This window comes from Pedobacter sp. UC225_61 (genome assembly GCF_044452285.1).
Classification (GTDB): domain Bacteria; phylum Bacteroidota; class Bacteroidia; order Sphingobacteriales; family Sphingobacteriaceae; genus Pedobacter.
The window spans coordinates 3,591,794-3,607,335 of the sequence record NZ_JBIOAL010000001.1; the positions used below are offsets into that span (position 1 = coordinate 3,591,794).

At 34.6% G+C, this 15,542-nt stretch carries 12 protein-coding genes; 3 read left to right on the forward strand and 9 right to left on the reverse strand.

Annotation, left to right across the window (positions count from 1 at the left end):
* Positions 1-103 precede the first annotated feature (103 nt).
* Positions 104-1,129, reverse strand: coding sequence for a DNA polymerase III subunit delta (gene holA, locus ACHMWN_RS16370; protein ID WP_397303289.1), 1,026 nt, complete (start codon positions 1,127-1,129; stop codon positions 104-106).
* Between the two features lie 79 nt (positions 1,130-1,208).
* Here holA and ACHMWN_RS16375 point away from each other — a divergent pair, with 79 nt between their 5' ends.
* Positions 1,209-1,673, forward strand: coding sequence for a type I restriction enzyme HsdR N-terminal domain-containing protein (locus tag ACHMWN_RS16375; RefSeq protein ID WP_397303292.1), 465 nt, complete (start codon positions 1,209-1,211; stop codon positions 1,671-1,673).
* Positions 1,674-1,834: 161 nt separating this feature from the next.
* Here ACHMWN_RS16375 and ACHMWN_RS16380 read toward each other — a convergent pair whose 3' ends face one another.
* From ACHMWN_RS16380 to ACHMWN_RS16410, 7 genes are all read right to left on the reverse strand, one after another.
* On the reverse strand, positions 1,835-3,022 hold the full coding sequence (locus ACHMWN_RS16380; RefSeq protein WP_397303294.1) for a Gfo/Idh/MocA family protein: 1,188 nt from the start codon (positions 3,020-3,022) through the stop codon (positions 1,835-1,837).
* The gene (locus tag ACHMWN_RS16385) at positions 3,022-4,395 is read right to left on the reverse strand and encodes a DUF1080 domain-containing protein (RefSeq protein WP_397303297.1); all 1,374 of its coding nucleotides are present in this window, start codon (positions 4,393-4,395) and stop codon (positions 3,022-3,024) included. Before ACHMWN_RS16385 ends, ACHMWN_RS16380 begins: the two co-directional genes overlap by 1 nt.
* A gap of 124 nt (positions 4,396-4,519) precedes the next feature.
* Positions 4,520-5,875 (reverse strand): Gfo/Idh/MocA family protein, encoded by a 1,356-nt coding sequence (locus ACHMWN_RS16390; RefSeq protein WP_397303299.1) that lies wholly within the window; start codon positions 5,873-5,875, stop codon positions 4,520-4,522.
* Between the two features lie 214 nt (positions 5,876-6,089).
* A complete protein-coding gene (locus tag ACHMWN_RS16395; RefSeq protein WP_397303302.1) occupies positions 6,090-6,620 on the reverse strand; it encodes a hypothetical protein in 531 nt (176 codons plus the stop codon).
* A gap of 12 nt (positions 6,621-6,632) precedes the next feature.
* A complete protein-coding gene (locus ACHMWN_RS16400; RefSeq protein ID WP_397303305.1) occupies positions 6,633-7,226 on the reverse strand; it encodes a hypothetical protein in 594 nt (197 codons plus the stop codon).
* A 5-nt stretch (positions 7,227-7,231) separates the two neighbouring features.
* Positions 7,232-9,895, reverse strand: a complete 2,664-nt coding sequence (locus tag ACHMWN_RS16405) for a valine--tRNA ligase (protein ID WP_397303307.1) — start codon at positions 9,893-9,895, stop codon at positions 7,232-7,234.
* 145 nt (positions 9,896-10,040) lie between these two features.
* Entirely contained in the window at positions 10,041-12,005 is a 1,965-nt protein-coding gene (locus ACHMWN_RS16410) for a heavy metal translocating P-type ATPase (protein WP_397303309.1), read from the reverse strand.
* A 278-nt stretch (positions 12,006-12,283) separates the two neighbouring features.
* On the opposite strand from ACHMWN_RS16410, the gene ACHMWN_RS16415 reads away from it, so the two are divergent.
* Positions 12,284-14,323: a M13 family metallopeptidase gene (locus ACHMWN_RS16415; RefSeq protein WP_397303311.1), complete on the forward strand. Its 2,040-nt coding sequence runs from the start codon at positions 12,284-12,286 to the stop codon at positions 14,321-14,323.
* Between the two features lie 57 nt (positions 14,324-14,380).
* On the opposite strand, the gene ACHMWN_RS16420 is transcribed toward ACHMWN_RS16415, so the two are convergent.
* Positions 14,381-14,719, reverse strand: a complete 339-nt coding sequence (locus tag ACHMWN_RS16420; RefSeq protein ID WP_397303313.1) for an MmcQ/YjbR family DNA-binding protein — start codon at positions 14,717-14,719, stop codon at positions 14,381-14,383.
* A gap of 114 nt (positions 14,720-14,833) precedes the next feature.
* Between ACHMWN_RS16420 and mnmD the strand changes: the two genes are divergently transcribed.
* Positions 14,834-15,505 carry a tRNA (5-methylaminomethyl-2-thiouridine)(34)-methyltransferase MnmD gene (gene mnmD, locus ACHMWN_RS16425; protein ID WP_397303315.1) on the forward strand — a complete coding sequence of 224 codons (672 nt, stop codon included), beginning with the start codon at positions 14,834-14,836 and terminating at the stop codon, positions 15,503-15,505.
* The last annotated feature ends 37 nt before the right edge of the window (positions 15,506-15,542 follow it).

Genomic DNA, 15,542 nt, shown 5'->3' on the forward strand with positions numbered 1-15,542 from the left:
TTCTAGTTACAAATTACAAATACTTATAAATGTCGAATGTTAAATTGCTTTATTATTGGAGGTTGAAAAGTGGTACTGTTTTTAATTCTTAAGTTTACACCGATTAATGAATCATTTTAAAAAGCATTTCTTTTAGTAATTCGCCATCAGTAGTATTGCCTGTACTATCTAGTCCTTTACTTTTAAGATCATATTCTCTTAATAAACTAATGATATCGAATGTTTTTGCATCATTAAATGTTCTTGCAGCGGCTTCATAATCTTTAATAAAATACGGACTTACGCCTAACTCTTTAGCGGCATCGTTTTTATTGGGTAAGTAATGGTATTTTAAAATCTTAGTAAAGTAGGCGTTCAAGTTTGCCATTACCATTACCATTGGGTTTGCTTTAGGGTTATCTGCAAAGTAATTCACAATTTGATTGCATTTTAACACATTTCTTGCTGCTAATGCTTTTTGCAATTCGAATACATTATACTCTTTACTGATCCCAATGTTTCGTTGAATATGATCTGTTTGGATAATGGTATCCTTACTAATATTTAAACACAGTTTTTCAACTTCGTTAGCAATTTTAGAAAGGTCAGTCCCCAAATATTCTGCCATCAGCGCTGCTGCTTGTGGCGCAATTTGATAGCCTTTTTCTTTAATGTGCTCTTCTATCCAAGGCATTAATTTGTAATCGCGAACTGGATCTGATTGAAAGACAATGCCATTAGTATTTATGGCTTTGTAAATCTTTTTGCGCTTATCAAAGTTGGCATATTTATAAGCCAGTACTAGAATTGTACTTTGCAAAGGCTTTTCGAAATAATTAAGTACTACTTCTGCTTCTTTCCCGCTTCCTTCGGTTTCTTTTGCCCATTTTAGATCTTGTGCTTCTTTTACAATAATGAGTTGGTATTCAGACATCATCGGATACCGTTTTGCAGCATTTAAAATGGTTGCCATATCGGTGTCTTTGCCGTACAAAACCGTTTGGTTAAAACCTCTTTCTCCATCACTTAACACGTTATTCTCCATGTAATCAACTACCTGATCAATGTAATAAGGTTCTTCGCCCTGCAATAAATACAAGGGTTTAAATTTTCTGGCTTTTAAGTCTTTTATAATTTCTATGGCACTCATTTGCGGTAAATTTACAATTTACCATTTACGATTTACGATTTTGAGGCAATAGTTTATTCACAAATATTAACTTTGGACAATGCCGATATTTAACCCAACTCCACTTAATCTTCCACATCATCCTTTTAAAATTACCCAAAGGGATGATGTGTACTTTATTTTTGATGAGATACGGAAAAAGCATTTGGTTTTAACTCCTGAGGAATGGGTTAGGCAACATTTTATCCATTATTTAATTAAAGAGAAAAACTTTCCTGCTGCTTTACTACAAATTGAAGGCGGATTAAGCTTAAATCAAACCAGAAAACGAAGTGATATTTTGGTGTACGATAATTTGGGTGAAAAAATAATGGTGATTGAATGTAAAGCGCCATCGGTTGCTATTACTCAAGCTACATTTGATCAAGCTGCTCGGTATAATTCTGTTTATAAAGCTAGATGGTTGGTGGTTACTAATGGTTTACAACATTATTATGCGCAGATAGACCATACTAAAGGGAAGTTTTTATTTGTGGAGGAATTGCCGGATTATAAGAGTTTGTAAATCGCTTTGTCATTCTGACGAAGGAAGAATCTCTTGCTATTTAATATAGATTCTTCCCTGCGCTCCGAATGACAAATATATTCTGAATGACTATTATATTTTGAATAACAAGTTTGTTCTTGCTTTTATCTTCGGACTTTTCTGACTTTCCCGACTCTCTTCTAAGAATACACCGCCTTCCAAAACTGGGTTTTTGAGCTATAAATTGCTTCGTTGCACATGGCTACGCAAATTGCTGCCTGTGTACCCGTGTTTATGTTAGAAACAGGTGTTCTGTTTTCTGTAATGGCTTTATAAAATTCTTCTAAAGCGTAAATAGTTCCGTCTTTTGTGGGTTTATCTAAAATTGGGATACCACCATCTGTATTTACTACAATTTTTGTAGCACCAGTTACACCATCTACAATGCCCAATTGTTTAGCTGTTTCCTTTTCAGGGTAAAAAATTCCAGTATTAGGTAATAAATTAACAGCCCCTTTTGTGCCTTTTATTTTAAATAGATATCCATCGTGTGCATTGCCACAGGTTGCGCCAAAATTTCCAATCATGCCAGCTTTTTGATAGCGTAATGTAGCTTGAATGTTATCGTAGGTTTCTCTGCCATCTTTAAAAATATCAATTCCACCAGTGCCTATAATTTCATCTGGCTGCGTTTCGAAAGCCCAATTGATAAAATCTATTTGATGCGACAATAATTCTGCTGCGAGTCCACCAGAATATTCTTTGTACATCCGCCAGTTAATTTGTCTTTCCAATGCAGAATTTGGTACTGGCCTACGCCAATTCCCATTCCTATCCCAACGACAATCTATCTGAGAAACTTTACCCAAATATCCACTTTGTATCATTTCCTTAACTTTAAAATACAAAGGAGAATAACGGTATTGATAACCCACCTGAAAAACCTGTTTAGGGTATTGCTTCACTAACTTACGAAGTGCCAAAGCTTGCTCTATGTTGTAGGTCATTGTTTTTTCTACATACACATGTTTGCCAGCTAAAACAGCATCTTTCGCAATTTTAAAATGTTCGCTTAAGGGTGTTGCAATAAATACAGCATCAATCTTTTTATCGTCTAAAATTTTCTTGTACTCTTTTATGGCAATGGCCGATGAAGGCACATACTTTTTAGCTTCTTCTAGTCTAAAATCAAGTACATCGCAAAATGCAACGATGTTAAATTTATCACCCATTGCTTTAATTACCGATAAAACGCCTTTGCCTCTATCCCCGCAGCCAATCATAGCTACATTAATAGGCGCTAAAGTCATGCTGGCAAAAATATTTTCGGCTAGTAGCATACTCGAACCAAGCAAAGCTGATTTTTTAACAAAAGAACGACGTAGCATTATAAAGTTTTAATTTTTATAGTTCTAAAACTCACTTTATTTCCATGATCTTGCAATAGCAAATGACCTTTTGCAGCTTCGCCAAAGTTTTTCCAATCTTTATATTTACTAATAGCTACTAATTTTTTGAACTCTTCAGAGCCTCTAGTGTATTCTAAAACTTTAACTCCATTTAAATAATGTTCAACTTTATTGTTTGGATAAACTACCAATCTTCCATTATTCCAACTACCGATTGGTCTTAAATAGCGAACTTCTTTTTTTGCAGTAAGTAAATCATATAATGATGCTAAGGTTCTGTTTCCATCACGACCTAATTTTGCATCTGGGTGTCTTTCATCATCTAATACCTGATATTCTAAACCAATTGCAGAACCTGTATTTTTCTCAGCCAATGTTACGAAGTATTTCACTCCACTATTTGCACCTTCGCTTAATTTAAATTCGAACGATAAATCGAATGCCGCATACTGCTCTTTGGTTACAATATCTCCACCATTCGTAGATTCTGCGCCATTTGATGGCAATACTGTTAATTGCCCATTGGCAATATCCCATCCTTTTGCTGGAAATATAGTTTTATAGGCACCAACCCAACCTTCATTTGTTTTCCCATCAAACAATAGTTTATACCCATTAGACTTCTCGTATGCAGATAAGGTATTTGGAGTTAAGTTAACAGTATAAATGCCTTTTGGAAAAGCTTGTGGTTTTAAATTTTCTGTTTGAATGTTGATGTTTTTAAAATATACTTTTTTTCCATCCAATTTAAGATTTGCGCCAATTCCATGCACTTGCAAGCCAATAAAACCTGTTTTATCTAAAGTATCAATTACATAGGCAACAGGAATTCCATTCACCCAAGTTTTGGTTTCATTACCAATGCATTCTATTTTGTAATGGTTAAATTCTTCCGATTTATATGCAGATTTTGCAGCTGTATTCAATTCCAAAGGATATAGCCATAGTCTTCTTGCTTCATCATACACTCCGCCAGTCCATGCTCTAGCAGTTGGGTCTATTTCAACTTGTCTACCAAATACTATTCCTTTGCCTTTATTCCCAGCGGCATCATAATGACTACGCGTTTGTATGCCAGAATTGGTTTCAGTTCCTTCTAATTTCACATCTAGTTCCAAGATAAAATCACCGTATTCCTTTTCTGTAACTAAAAATGAGTTTGGAGATCCTTTAGTCATTGTTCCCACAATTGCGCCATTTTCTATGGCATAAGGCGCTGAGCCTACAATAGCTTTCCATCCTTTTAAAGTTTTCCCATCAAATAAGGGTTTACTTTTTTGGGCATGAACAACTGAAAAAATACTTACAAATGAGAGAGTTAAAAGACACGATTTTTTAAGGTAACTGAACATATTTATGTAGTTGATTTTCTAATTTTTTATTCGCCGTCATTGTGAGACAAGAATCAATTTTACAACTAAAGCAATTAGTTATGGCTTTAAGATTACTTCGTTCCTCGCAATGACGAATTACTTATTAATATTTAAAGATTTTCCCGCCAGCCATTACTTCCTGTAGCTTTTCATCAAAAGTGGCTTTTGCACCAGTATGAACTGCGGCGTTTGTCATAATATTTGCAATCGAATGTGCGTATCCTGCTTCTACTGGAGCATTAGGTGTTTTTCTACTTCGTACACATTCCATCCAATTACGCATGTGACCAGAGGTTAGCGCATCACCACCCATATTCGCAGCAGTTTCAACTTTAACTACCTTTTTGGAAAGATCAAATGGTTCTAATAGATTCGGTTTCATGCCCATTGCAGCTGCTTCTCTTACGCCTAACCCGCCTTTTGGCGATACTTTATTGGTAATTAAATTTAGTTCGCCACCATTAGAATAATAAACTTCACCAACATCTCCTACACTGTTTTGCATTCGTGAGGTAAAAGTAACTTGAAAACCATCATTTCCATTTGGTTGGCCATAATCAAACACGGCTACCATCGAATCCCAATTTTTACGACCGTCTTTCCAAGTGTAAATTCCGCCGTTAGCTACTACACTTCGTGGATGATTTAATTTAGTAAACCAATGTACTGTGTCAATTTGATGCGACATCCATTGTCCTGGCATACCTGAAGAATAGGGCCAAAACAATCTATATTCTAAATATTTTCTTGGATCAAAAGTATCTGCTGGGCGATTTAACAAAAATCGCTTCCAATCGATATCTTCTTGTTTAAGTTTAGCAACTAAATCTGGTCTACGCCATCTACCTGGCTGGTTCACATTCCAAACTAAATCTACCGCAGTAATTGCACCAAATTTACCTTCTTGAATATACTGAGCTGCATTTGCATAATTTTCTCCACTTCTGCGTTGCGAACCAATTTGAACAATTTTATTGCTTTCTTTAACTGCTTTTAAAGCTGCTTTTGCATCAGCCATTGTTTCTGCAAATGGTTTTTCAATATACGCATCACATCCAGCCTTTACTGCTTCAATAGTATGTAACGCATGTTGAAAATCGGCTGTACTTACAATTACAGCATCCAAATCTTTCATAGCATACAACTCATCATTGTTTCTACATGCTTTAATGTCATGACCCATTTTTTCTTTAATATGGGCAATACCTAAGTCTCTACGATAGCTCCATAAATCAGAAAGACCTACAACATCAAAATTGAGCTCTTTATTATGATTTTGGAAACATGGAAAAAGTGTGTCTTTAAATCGGTCGGAAAAACCAACTACACCTACCCTAACTCTATCGTTAGCACCAATAATTCTGCTGTAACTTTTTGCGCTGCTAGTTAATGTACCAGCATAAGTAGCCGCTGCAAGCAATGCCGACTGCTTTATAAATGTTCTTCTAGTATTACCCATTCTAGAACTGCAATTAAATGACGTGAAAGATTTATTATTTGGTTAGATTAAAATGATTTAACCCAAATCAATAATATGATTTTTTAATCAGAAAGTAATTGCGTTTAACTTAATATTTTTGCGCAAACGTTTTAGAATAGGTTTAAAGTACATTAATTTTTATCGTTAAAAAATGCTCTCTTATTTATATTGGCACCTATTAATAACAAAAAAATTAAATTCCTTTAGTCTGAATATTCCAGAAAGTATATTTCCCTAGAGTATAAATTGGTGTTTCGGCACCATGAAAGAACTTCACATCTGCTCGCTTCCCTTGTTTGAATAGCATTCCTTTTAAGGTATACTTTTTATCAATTGTTAAACCAGCAGCTTGATCAGCTGGCATAATGGCTCTAATTTCTAACTCCAAATTATTGAGTAGTGATTCTTTTGGTCTTGCTTCATCTTTAAAACTTTTAAATACGCCCATCTTTACAGCCTGATCGCTTACTATTGTATCTGTTATTGCGGTAAGTTGTAATGGAAAATCTGTTAAAAAGCTAGGTTCATTACTAAGATTAATCATTTTATGCTTAAACTTTTCGGTAGCATCAGCTTCTGTATTTACATTTTTTGTCCATTCAGGATTAAGTTTGATAAAGTCGCTAACTTCTTTTTCAAGAAAAATCTTAGAATCAAATCCTTTCGGGCTTTCAGAACAGGCGAATAAAGCTATCGCCATTAACACATACAATAATTTTCTCATTAGATTAAGGAATTATAAATTCAAGTTAGCCATTTTTTCTGTAGAAGAAACAGGTTTTAATTTTTTAACCTGCATAGGGTAAACGCCTAAAACATAAATAGAACCATTGGTTTTTTTATAATAATTTACATCTGCACGTTTGCCTTGTTTATAAATTAATGCCTTTAGGTAATATTTACCACCCAATACCAAGCCTTTTGCTTCATCATCAAATTGGAAAATGCCATTTATTCTTAATTTCATTTGGTTCAGCAAAGAACCTTTATTACGAAGTAAATCTGTATACGTTTCAAAAGTAGCAATCTTAAAACTTTTCGTTCCCATTACGGTATCACGAATGTTTGTTGCCTGCAAAGGAAAATCTACCAAAAAATCTATATGGTTACTCAAACCCTTAATTTCTCTTTGAAACTTATCAAGCGCCTCAGCATAAACAACACTGTCTTCACTATTTAACTCTGGATTTTTATTTATATAGTCGATTAAACTTTGTTCTATAAAAATCTTCGATTGATAAGTGATTTTAGCATCGGTTTTTTGTTCATTAGTACATCCTAAAAGAACAACAAAAAGTGCAATAACTAATACAAATCCTTTTGATTTCATTTAAATTATCCTTCTAACGTTTCTAAACTTTCAGTTATGATTTTAATTTTCGATTCTGCATCGGCCTTTTTATTGCGTTCGTTTGCAATAATCTCTGGTTTTGCATTTTGCACAAAACGCTCATTACTTAATTTCGCATCAACCGATTTCAAGAAACCTTGTAAATATTCCAATTCTTTCGATAATCGTTCTTTCTCTGCGTCTAAATCTACATTTTCATTTAAAACGATGAAGAATTCATCATTTCCTACCATAAAACTAGCTGCACCAGCAATTTTATCGTTCACTAACTCTACCTCATTAATATTTGCCAATTTAAATACATTGTTAATCCATTTTTCGTAATCTAAACCTGAATTTACTTTTATACTTAATGGCAACGCATCTTTAGGCGAAATTTGACGTGTATTTCTCACATTTCTAATTTCAGAAATCAATTCTTTAATTAGTTCTGCTTCTTTTAATAACGTTTCATCAGCTTTGCCAATTGTTGGGTAATTTGCAACTATACAACAGTCCATTTCTGCACGCACACCAAACAACTCATCATGGTACAGTTCTTCAGTTAAGAATGGCATAAATGGATGTAATAATTTCAAAATTTCTTCAAAATATTGGATAGTGATTTTCTTAGTTGCTGCATCAATTGGATGTTGATATGCAGGTTTTACCATTTCTAAATACCATGCGCAGAAATCATCCCATACCAGTTTATAAGTTGCCATTAAAGCTTCAGATAAACGGTATTGTTTAAAGTTGGATTCGATCTCTGTTAATGCTTCGTTAAAGCGATTTTCGAACCAATTAATTGCTTGTTGATTAGGGTTTTCTAAATTTTCATCAACTTCCCAACCTTTAACCAAACGAAAAGCATTCCATATTTTATTGGCAAAGTTTCTTCCTTGTTCGCAATAGGTTTCATCAAACATTAAATCGTTACCAGCAGGAGATGACATTAACATACCAACTCTCACACCATCTGCTCCGTATTTTTCAATTAACCCAATTGGATCGGGAGAATTTCCTAACGATTTAGACATTTTTCTACCTAATTTATCTCGGACAATACCTGTTAAATACACATTTGTAAATGGTTTTTTGCCCATAAACTCATGTCCAGCCATAATCATTCTAGCCACCCAGAAAAACAAAATTTCTGGTGCCGTTACTAAGTCATTGGTTGGATAGTAGTAATTAATGTCTTTATTGTCAGGATTTTTAAACCCATCAAAAACAGATATCGGCCATAACCAAGAAGAGAACCAGGTATCCATTACATCATCATCCTGTTTTAAAAATGGCTCCAATTGTTTTTTAAATCCAGCTTTATCAGCCGCTGCATCCACTAGGTTTTTCTTTTTCCAGAACTCTTCTAATGCTTCATCTTTGGTTTTTGCAACTACCCAATCTCCTTTATCATCATACCAAGCTGGAATGCGTTGTCCCCACCATAATTGACGAGAAATATTCCAATCACGCACATTTTCCATCCAATGACGATACGTATTTTCGAACTTATTAGGAATTAAGTTTACATCTCCATTCAACACATCATCTAAAGCTGGTTGCGCCATCTCTTTCATTTTCACAAACCATTGCATAGAAAGTTTTGGTTCTATAGCTGCATCTGTACGTTCAGAGAAACCAACTTGTGACTTATAATCTTCAATCTTCTCTAGATGACCCGCTTCTTCAAGCATTTTGGCAATCTTTTTACGAGCTACAAATCTATCTTCACCTACCAAAATAACGGCTAACTCATTTAAAGTTCCATCGTCATTTAAAATATCTATAACTGGCAATTTGTGTTTTACACCTAACTCGTAATCGTTCAAATCATGCGCTGGAGTAACTTTTAAACAACCTGTCCCAAATTCAATATCTACATATTCATCTTCAATAACTGGAATTTCGTGATTAACCAAAGGCACGAAGACCTTTTTGCCTTTTAGATGTGTAAAACGTTCATCGTTAGGGTTAATACAAATCGCTGCATCGGCCATAATCGTTTCAGGCCGAGTGGTCGCAATGGTTAAAAATTGATCAGTAGTTCCAGCAATTAAATAGTTGATGTAATATAATTTCTGATTTACTTCTTTACGAATCACTTCTTCATCAGAAACTGCAGTTTTTCCTGCCGGGTCCCAGTTTACCATGCGTATACCACGATAAATCCAACCTTTTTTGTACAAATGGATAAAAGAACCAATTACCGCTTCCGAAAGATCTTCTTCCATGGTAAAACGTGTTCTATCCCAATCGCAACTAGCACCTAATTTTTTTAACTGTTCTAAAATGATACCACCATACTTCTCCTTCCACTCCCACGCATATTTTAAAAATTCTTCACGAGAAATATCTTTTTTATTAATTCCTCTTTCCTTCAGCATCGCTACAACCTTAGCTTCTGTTGCAATTGAGGCGTGGTCAGTTCCAGGAACCCAACATGCATTTTTACCTTGCATACGAGCTTTCCGAATCAATACATCCTGAATGGTATTGTTTAACATATGCCCCATGTGCAATACGCCAGTAACATTTGGTGGTGGAATTACAATGGTGTAAGGCTCACGTTCATCAGGTTCTGAATGAAAAAACTTTTTATCAAGCCAATAGCTATACCATTTATCTTCTGTTTCTGTAGGATTGTATTTAGTAGATATGCTCATTTATATGTTGGTGTCGAATTTAGCTGGTAAAAATACATTTTTAGGCGGAAAAGACCAAAGCAGAAAAGGGTCACTTTGCCTAGAAAGTCATTATACCACTAATTTAGAGACAGACAGTAAAGATTTCTATTTTAAATTTCAGCAATTAAAATTTCATTTTTTGAATTCGAATTGCATTTAAAATTGCCAAAAATGCAACACCAACATCGGCAAAAACTGCCTCCCACATGGTGGCTAAACCACCAGCTCCTAAAATTAAAACCACAGCTTTTACTACAAAAGCAAGTGTAATATTTTGATACACTACACTTTTTGTTGCTTTACCAATTTTAATAGCAGTTACAATTCTACTCGGCTGATCATTTTGTATAACAACATCAGCAGATTCAATGGCCACATCGCTACCCATTGCCCCCATTGCCATCCCTAAATCGCTTAATGCTAAAACTGGCGCATCATTAATTCCGTCACCTACAAAAGCAACTACGCGAGTTTTATCCTTCTTTAGTTCTTCTAATCGAGCAACTTTATCTTCGGGTAGTAAATCTCCATGCGCAACGTCAATTCCTAATGTTGCAGCAATTTTTTGAGTAATCGAATCTTTATCGCCACTTAGCATTACAATTTGACTAACACCATTTTTATGCAATTCTTGAATAGCTTGTTTTGCATCTGATTTTAATTCATCAGTGATAGTTACATAACCAGCGTATGTATCATCAACAGCTAATAAAACTATGGTTTCGACTTCTTCATCAACATCTGCTGGATACTTTAATTTAAACTTTTTAAATAGTTTAGTATTTCCAGCAACTATCTTTTGATTTTCAATTTCAGCAGTTAAACCATGACCCGAAATTTCTTTTACATCATTTACTTTAAGTAGCTTTTTATCACCATGATGCGCTACAATGGCCTTTGCAATTGGATGGGTAGATTGACTTTCTATTGAAGCTAACAACGTCATAAACTTCGCTTCATCAATTTCAGCTTTTATTGCCGAAACCTTAAAAACACCATGTGTTAACGTTCCTGTTTTATCTAATACTACAGTGTTAATTTGAGTAATTACATCTAAAAAGTTAGATCCTTTAAATAAAATTCCATTGGCAGATGCTGCTCCAATCCCTCCAAAATATCCTAATGGAATGGAAATTACTAAGGCACAAGGACAGGAAATAACCAAAAATACTAATGCACGGTATAACCAAGTTTGAAATTGATAATCTGAGACAATAAAATAAGGCAACACCACTAGTGCAAGGGCTAAAAAGAAAACGATTGGTGTATAAATTTTAGCAAATTTTCGAATAAACAACTCTGTTTTTGCTTTACGTGAAGTTGCCGATTGTACCATTTCTAAAATTCGAGATAAAGCACTGTCTGCAAATTTCTTTGTTACTTTCAGTGTTATAACTTGATCAAGGTTTAGCATTCCAGCTAAAACAGTTTCACCTTTTCTAAAAGTTTTCGGTGTACTTTCACCAGTTAAAGCAGCGGTATTAAAACTCGAACTATCACTTATCAATTCACCATCTAATGGAGCTTTCTCTCCTGCCTTTAATTGAATAGTTTCTCCAATTGCTACCGTTTCTGGTTTTACGCTTTCAAATTTTTCATTTCTAAAAACATTCGCTGTATCTGGCCTAACATCTAATAATGCTTTTATATTTTTTTTAGCACCAGCAACTGCAGCTCCTTGAAATAATTCTCCAACAGTATAAAATAGCATTACTGCAACGGCTTCTGGATATTCGCCAAGAGCTAATGCGCCAATAGTTGCTAATGCCATTAATAGAAATTCTGTAAAAACTTCTCCACTTAATATGGTTTGGACTGCTTCTTTAATAACTGGATAAGAAACTGGTATATAAGCCACTATATACCATGCAATACGAATGTAATTAGTGAAAAAATCTACTTTAAAATAATCAAATGCAATGGCAACTATTAATAGAGCTAAACTAAAAATTGCTGGCAAATAGGTTTTAAAAGAAGAAGCATCTCCATGGTCGTGATCGTGTTCATCACCATCTTCATGATGATGACCGTGATCGTGGCTGCAGCACGCATCGGTTTGTTTATTATGTAAATGCTTTTCTTTTTCCATTTTATTTAGAATAATTCAAAATTACGTAATTAATTAACCACAAGGCACATTTTTATATTGATTTTTCTGTGCTGCACAATAAAAAGTGTTAAAATATGTTAATATACTATAACCGCAAAGACATGAAATCGTTTAGATTATCAATATTTAACAGCGAAATTTTCCGCAAAATTGGTTTAAGCAGAATCTATTACTGGTTTAACAAGTAATATTTCTATTAACTTCATACGAGTTCGATAGGTATTTCTTAATTTTCAACTTTAACTATTTATTAAAGCATGAAAATTCAACAACTCAAAAATTATTTTACAGTTTTAGGAATTTTGGCAGGCAGTTTATCCGCCTATGCACAAAATATCCCCAAAAAATTGATTGATCCAGCTAATATGGATCTAAGTGTTAAACCTGGCGATGATTTTTATCAATATGCTAGTGGAACTTGGATTAAAAACAATCCTGTACCAGCTAAAGAAACACGATGGGGTTCTTTTAATGAACTTCGTGAATTTAATGCACAAGCCGTTAGAAGTTTAGTAGAAGCTGCTGCTGCTGATAAAAAAGCACCTGCTGGTTCTGTTACCAAACGTGTTGGCGATTTCTATGCCGCTGCCATGGATAGTTTAACCATAGAAAAATTAGGTTATACTCCTATCAAAGCAGATTTAGCAAAAATTAAGCAAATTAAAGATCTTCAAGGTCTTTTAGATCATATTGCCTACATGAGAACATCAGGTATTGGTGGTCCAATGTTTGGTTTTGGAGTTGGTCAGGATAGAAAAAATGTTACCAAATATGTTGTGAATATTTCGCAAGGTGGAACAACATTAGGAGATCGTGATTACTATTTAAAAGATGATCCGCAAAGTCAACGAATTAGAGCGGCGTACAATACCTATATGGTAAAATTATTTACACTAACAGGTAGTAGCGAAACTGAAGCTAAACAAAAAGCAACCACTGTATTTAATATAGAGAAAGCGTTGGCTGAAATTCAGATGAGCCGTATCGAAATGCGTGACCAATATAAAACGTATAATAAATTAACCGTTGTAGAATTTAATAAGATTACTCCAAACATTAACTGGACTACTTTAATGCCTAAACTTAAGGTTGTTGGACAAGATACAGTGTTAGTTAATTCGACTTCCTTCTTTAAAAACTTAAATGATATGTTAACGAGTGTACCATTGGCAGATTGGAAAACGTATTTGGAGTGGAATATTCTAAAAGGAGCTGCTAATAATTTAAGTTCGCCGTTTGTTAATGCATCATTTGCATTTACGCAAGCTCAAACTGGTCAGAAGGTGCAAACCCCACGTTGGCAAACAATGTCGTCATTAACAGATCGTACGATTGGCGAATTATTAGGTCAATTGTATGTGGCCAAATATTTTAAGCCTGATGCAAAAGTACGTATGGATCAAATGATCGTAAACTTGCGTAAAGCTTTTGAGATTAGAATTAATGGTTTGGAATGGATGAGTGCGGCCACCAAACAAAAAGCATTAGAAAAGCTACATGCTTTTACACCAAAAGTTGGTTACACTACTAAATGGCAAACATATGATGGTTTAGAAATTAATCGAGCTACTTATTTCCAAAATTTACGTAATGCAGGTATTTGGGGATATAACGAAAACATTAACAGATTAGGAAAACCTGTTGATAGAACTCGTTTTGGCATGACACCTCCAACAGTTAATGCTTCTTACAGTCCAACGATGAATGAAATTGTTTTCCCTGCTGGGATTTTACAATTCCCTTTCTTTGCTCCAAATGCAGATGATGCTGTAAATTATGGTGGTATTGGCGCTGTGATTGGTCATGAAATGAGCCATGGTTTTGACGATACTGGAAGTCAATATGATAAAGATGGAAATCTTAGAAACTGGTGGACTGATGAAGATCGCACAAAATTCAATGAAAAAACAAAAGCTTTAGGAGATCAGTTTAGTGCATACACTGTAGTGGATACCATTCACGTACTGGGTAAGTTGACTATGGGCGAAAACATTGGAGATTTAGGTGGATTAAACGCTGCCTATACTGCTTTTAAAATGACTAAACAAGGTCAGAGTAATGAGAAAATTGATGGTTTTACACCAGATCAACGTTTCTTCTTATCATGGGCACAAGTTTGGCGAGGTAACATTTTACCAGAAGCAGCAGCACAGTTAATTAAAACAGATCCACATTCACCAGGTCCATACAGAACAATAGGTGCACCTGTAAATATGGATGCGTGGTATGAAGCATTTGATGTAAAACCAGGAGATAAATTGTATAAAAAACCAGAAGATAGAATTAGGTTGTGGTAAAGTTTTTAGCTACTAGATAAAAAAACGCCATTTCGTTGCTTTCGAAATGGCGTTTTTTTATTTATACTTTTCCTGAACTTTCTTGGGAAGCTTACTCAATACCAAAGACCTAGAAGTAGCAACACGTTTTTTCAATTCCGTATCATTCAATACCTCTAAATTATCTATTTGCACCCATTGCTTTTTAGCCATATGCGAAGCTTGACGAATACCATCACGAGCCGCTAACTCTTCGAATTCTTCTGGTGTACATTTTGTCGAAAAGCTATTTCCTTCATCAATGGCAATAATTACAAAAATTTTATCTTCAATCATAAAACAAAGATGTTCCCATTTTATACCCTCTGTAGTACCTGGGAAGCTTAAACAGTATTCTCTAAAAGTTTCTATATCCATAAATTGAAAGATTAAAGCTGAAAGACCAAAGATAAAAAACCAATGCTAAAGCAAAATACTAAATTTGCAACCTAATCCTGAAAATCCTAAAATCATTTTAATCCTGATCTGACGATGAATATCCTTACCCAAACCGCTGATGGCTCTAATACGTTATTTAATGAAACCATCGGTGAACATTACCACTCTGCTCATGGTGCACTGCAAGAAAGTAAACATGTTTTTTTAGATGCTGGATTAAAACATACCATCTCCCAAAAAGAAGAAAAGGAAATTAGTGTATTAGAAGTAGGTTTTGGAACAGGCTTAAATTTCATTTTAAGTTTTGCACATTGCGAAGAAAACAACATTAAATTAAATTATACTGGCATTGAAGCTTTTCCACTTTCAAAAGAAGTGATTGAAAAAACAGGCTATGAGCAATATGTTACTCAAGAGGTTTGGCAAAAATTCATTACTCACTACGAAGCAAGCTTAATTCAAAAACAACCTTTATCATCGCTTTGTGGATTAGAAATTGCCCACACAAAACTAACTGATTTTAAAGCTCCGAAACAATTTGATGTATTATATTACGATGCGTTTTCGGTACAACATCAACCCGAAATGTGGACAAATGAAATGATTGCACATGCTTGTAGTTTCCTTAATGTTGGTGGTGTTTTCGTAAGCTACGCCATTACCGGAAATTTAAAACGAGCAGTTAAAAGCTGTGGTTTTACCATCGAAAAATTGCCTGGCGCTCCTGGAAAAAGAGAAATGCTCAGAGCGGTTAAAGTAGAGTAGTTCTTTCTATTTCGCAATAAACACAATTAACAATAGA

Excerpts from the sequence above, each read along its gene's own strand:
- holA (WP_397303289.1), bottom strand. The coding sequence starts at position 1,129 with ATGAGTGCCATAGAAATTATAAAAGACTTAAAAGCCAGAAAATTTAAA.
- ACHMWN_RS16375 (WP_397303292.1), top strand. The coding sequence starts at position 1,209 with ATGCCGATATTTAACCCAACTCCACTTAATCTTCCACATCATCCTTTT.
- ACHMWN_RS16380 (WP_397303294.1), bottom strand. The coding sequence starts at position 3,022 with ATGCTACGTCGTTCTTTTGTTAAAAAATCAGCTTTGCTTGGTTCGAGT.
- ACHMWN_RS16385 (WP_397303297.1), bottom strand. The coding sequence starts at position 4,395 with ATGTTCAGTTACCTTAAAAAATCGTGTCTTTTAACTCTCTCATTTGTA.
- ACHMWN_RS16390 (WP_397303299.1), bottom strand. The coding sequence starts at position 5,875 with ATGGGTAATACTAGAAGAACATTTATAAAGCAGTCGGCATTGCTTGCA.
- ACHMWN_RS16395 (WP_397303302.1), bottom strand. The coding sequence starts at position 6,620 with ATGAGAAAATTATTGTATGTGTTAATGGCGATAGCTTTATTCGCCTGT.
- ACHMWN_RS16400 (WP_397303305.1), bottom strand. The coding sequence starts at position 7,226 with ATGAAATCAAAAGGATTTGTATTAGTTATTGCACTTTTTGTTGTTCTT.
- ACHMWN_RS16405 (WP_397303307.1), bottom strand. The coding sequence starts at position 9,895 with ATGAGCATATCTACTAAATACAATCCTACAGAAACAGAAGATAAATGG.
- ACHMWN_RS16410 (WP_397303309.1), bottom strand. The coding sequence starts at position 12,005 with ATGGAAAAAGAAAAGCATTTACATAATAAACAAACCGATGCGTGCTGC.
- ACHMWN_RS16415 (WP_397303311.1), top strand. The coding sequence starts at position 12,284 with ATGAAAATTCAACAACTCAAAAATTATTTTACAGTTTTAGGAATTTTG.
- ACHMWN_RS16420 (WP_397303313.1), bottom strand. The coding sequence starts at position 14,719 with ATGGATATAGAAACTTTTAGAGAATACTGTTTAAGCTTCCCAGGTACT.
- mnmD (WP_397303315.1), top strand. The coding sequence starts at position 14,834 with ATGAATATCCTTACCCAAACCGCTGATGGCTCTAATACGTTATTTAAT.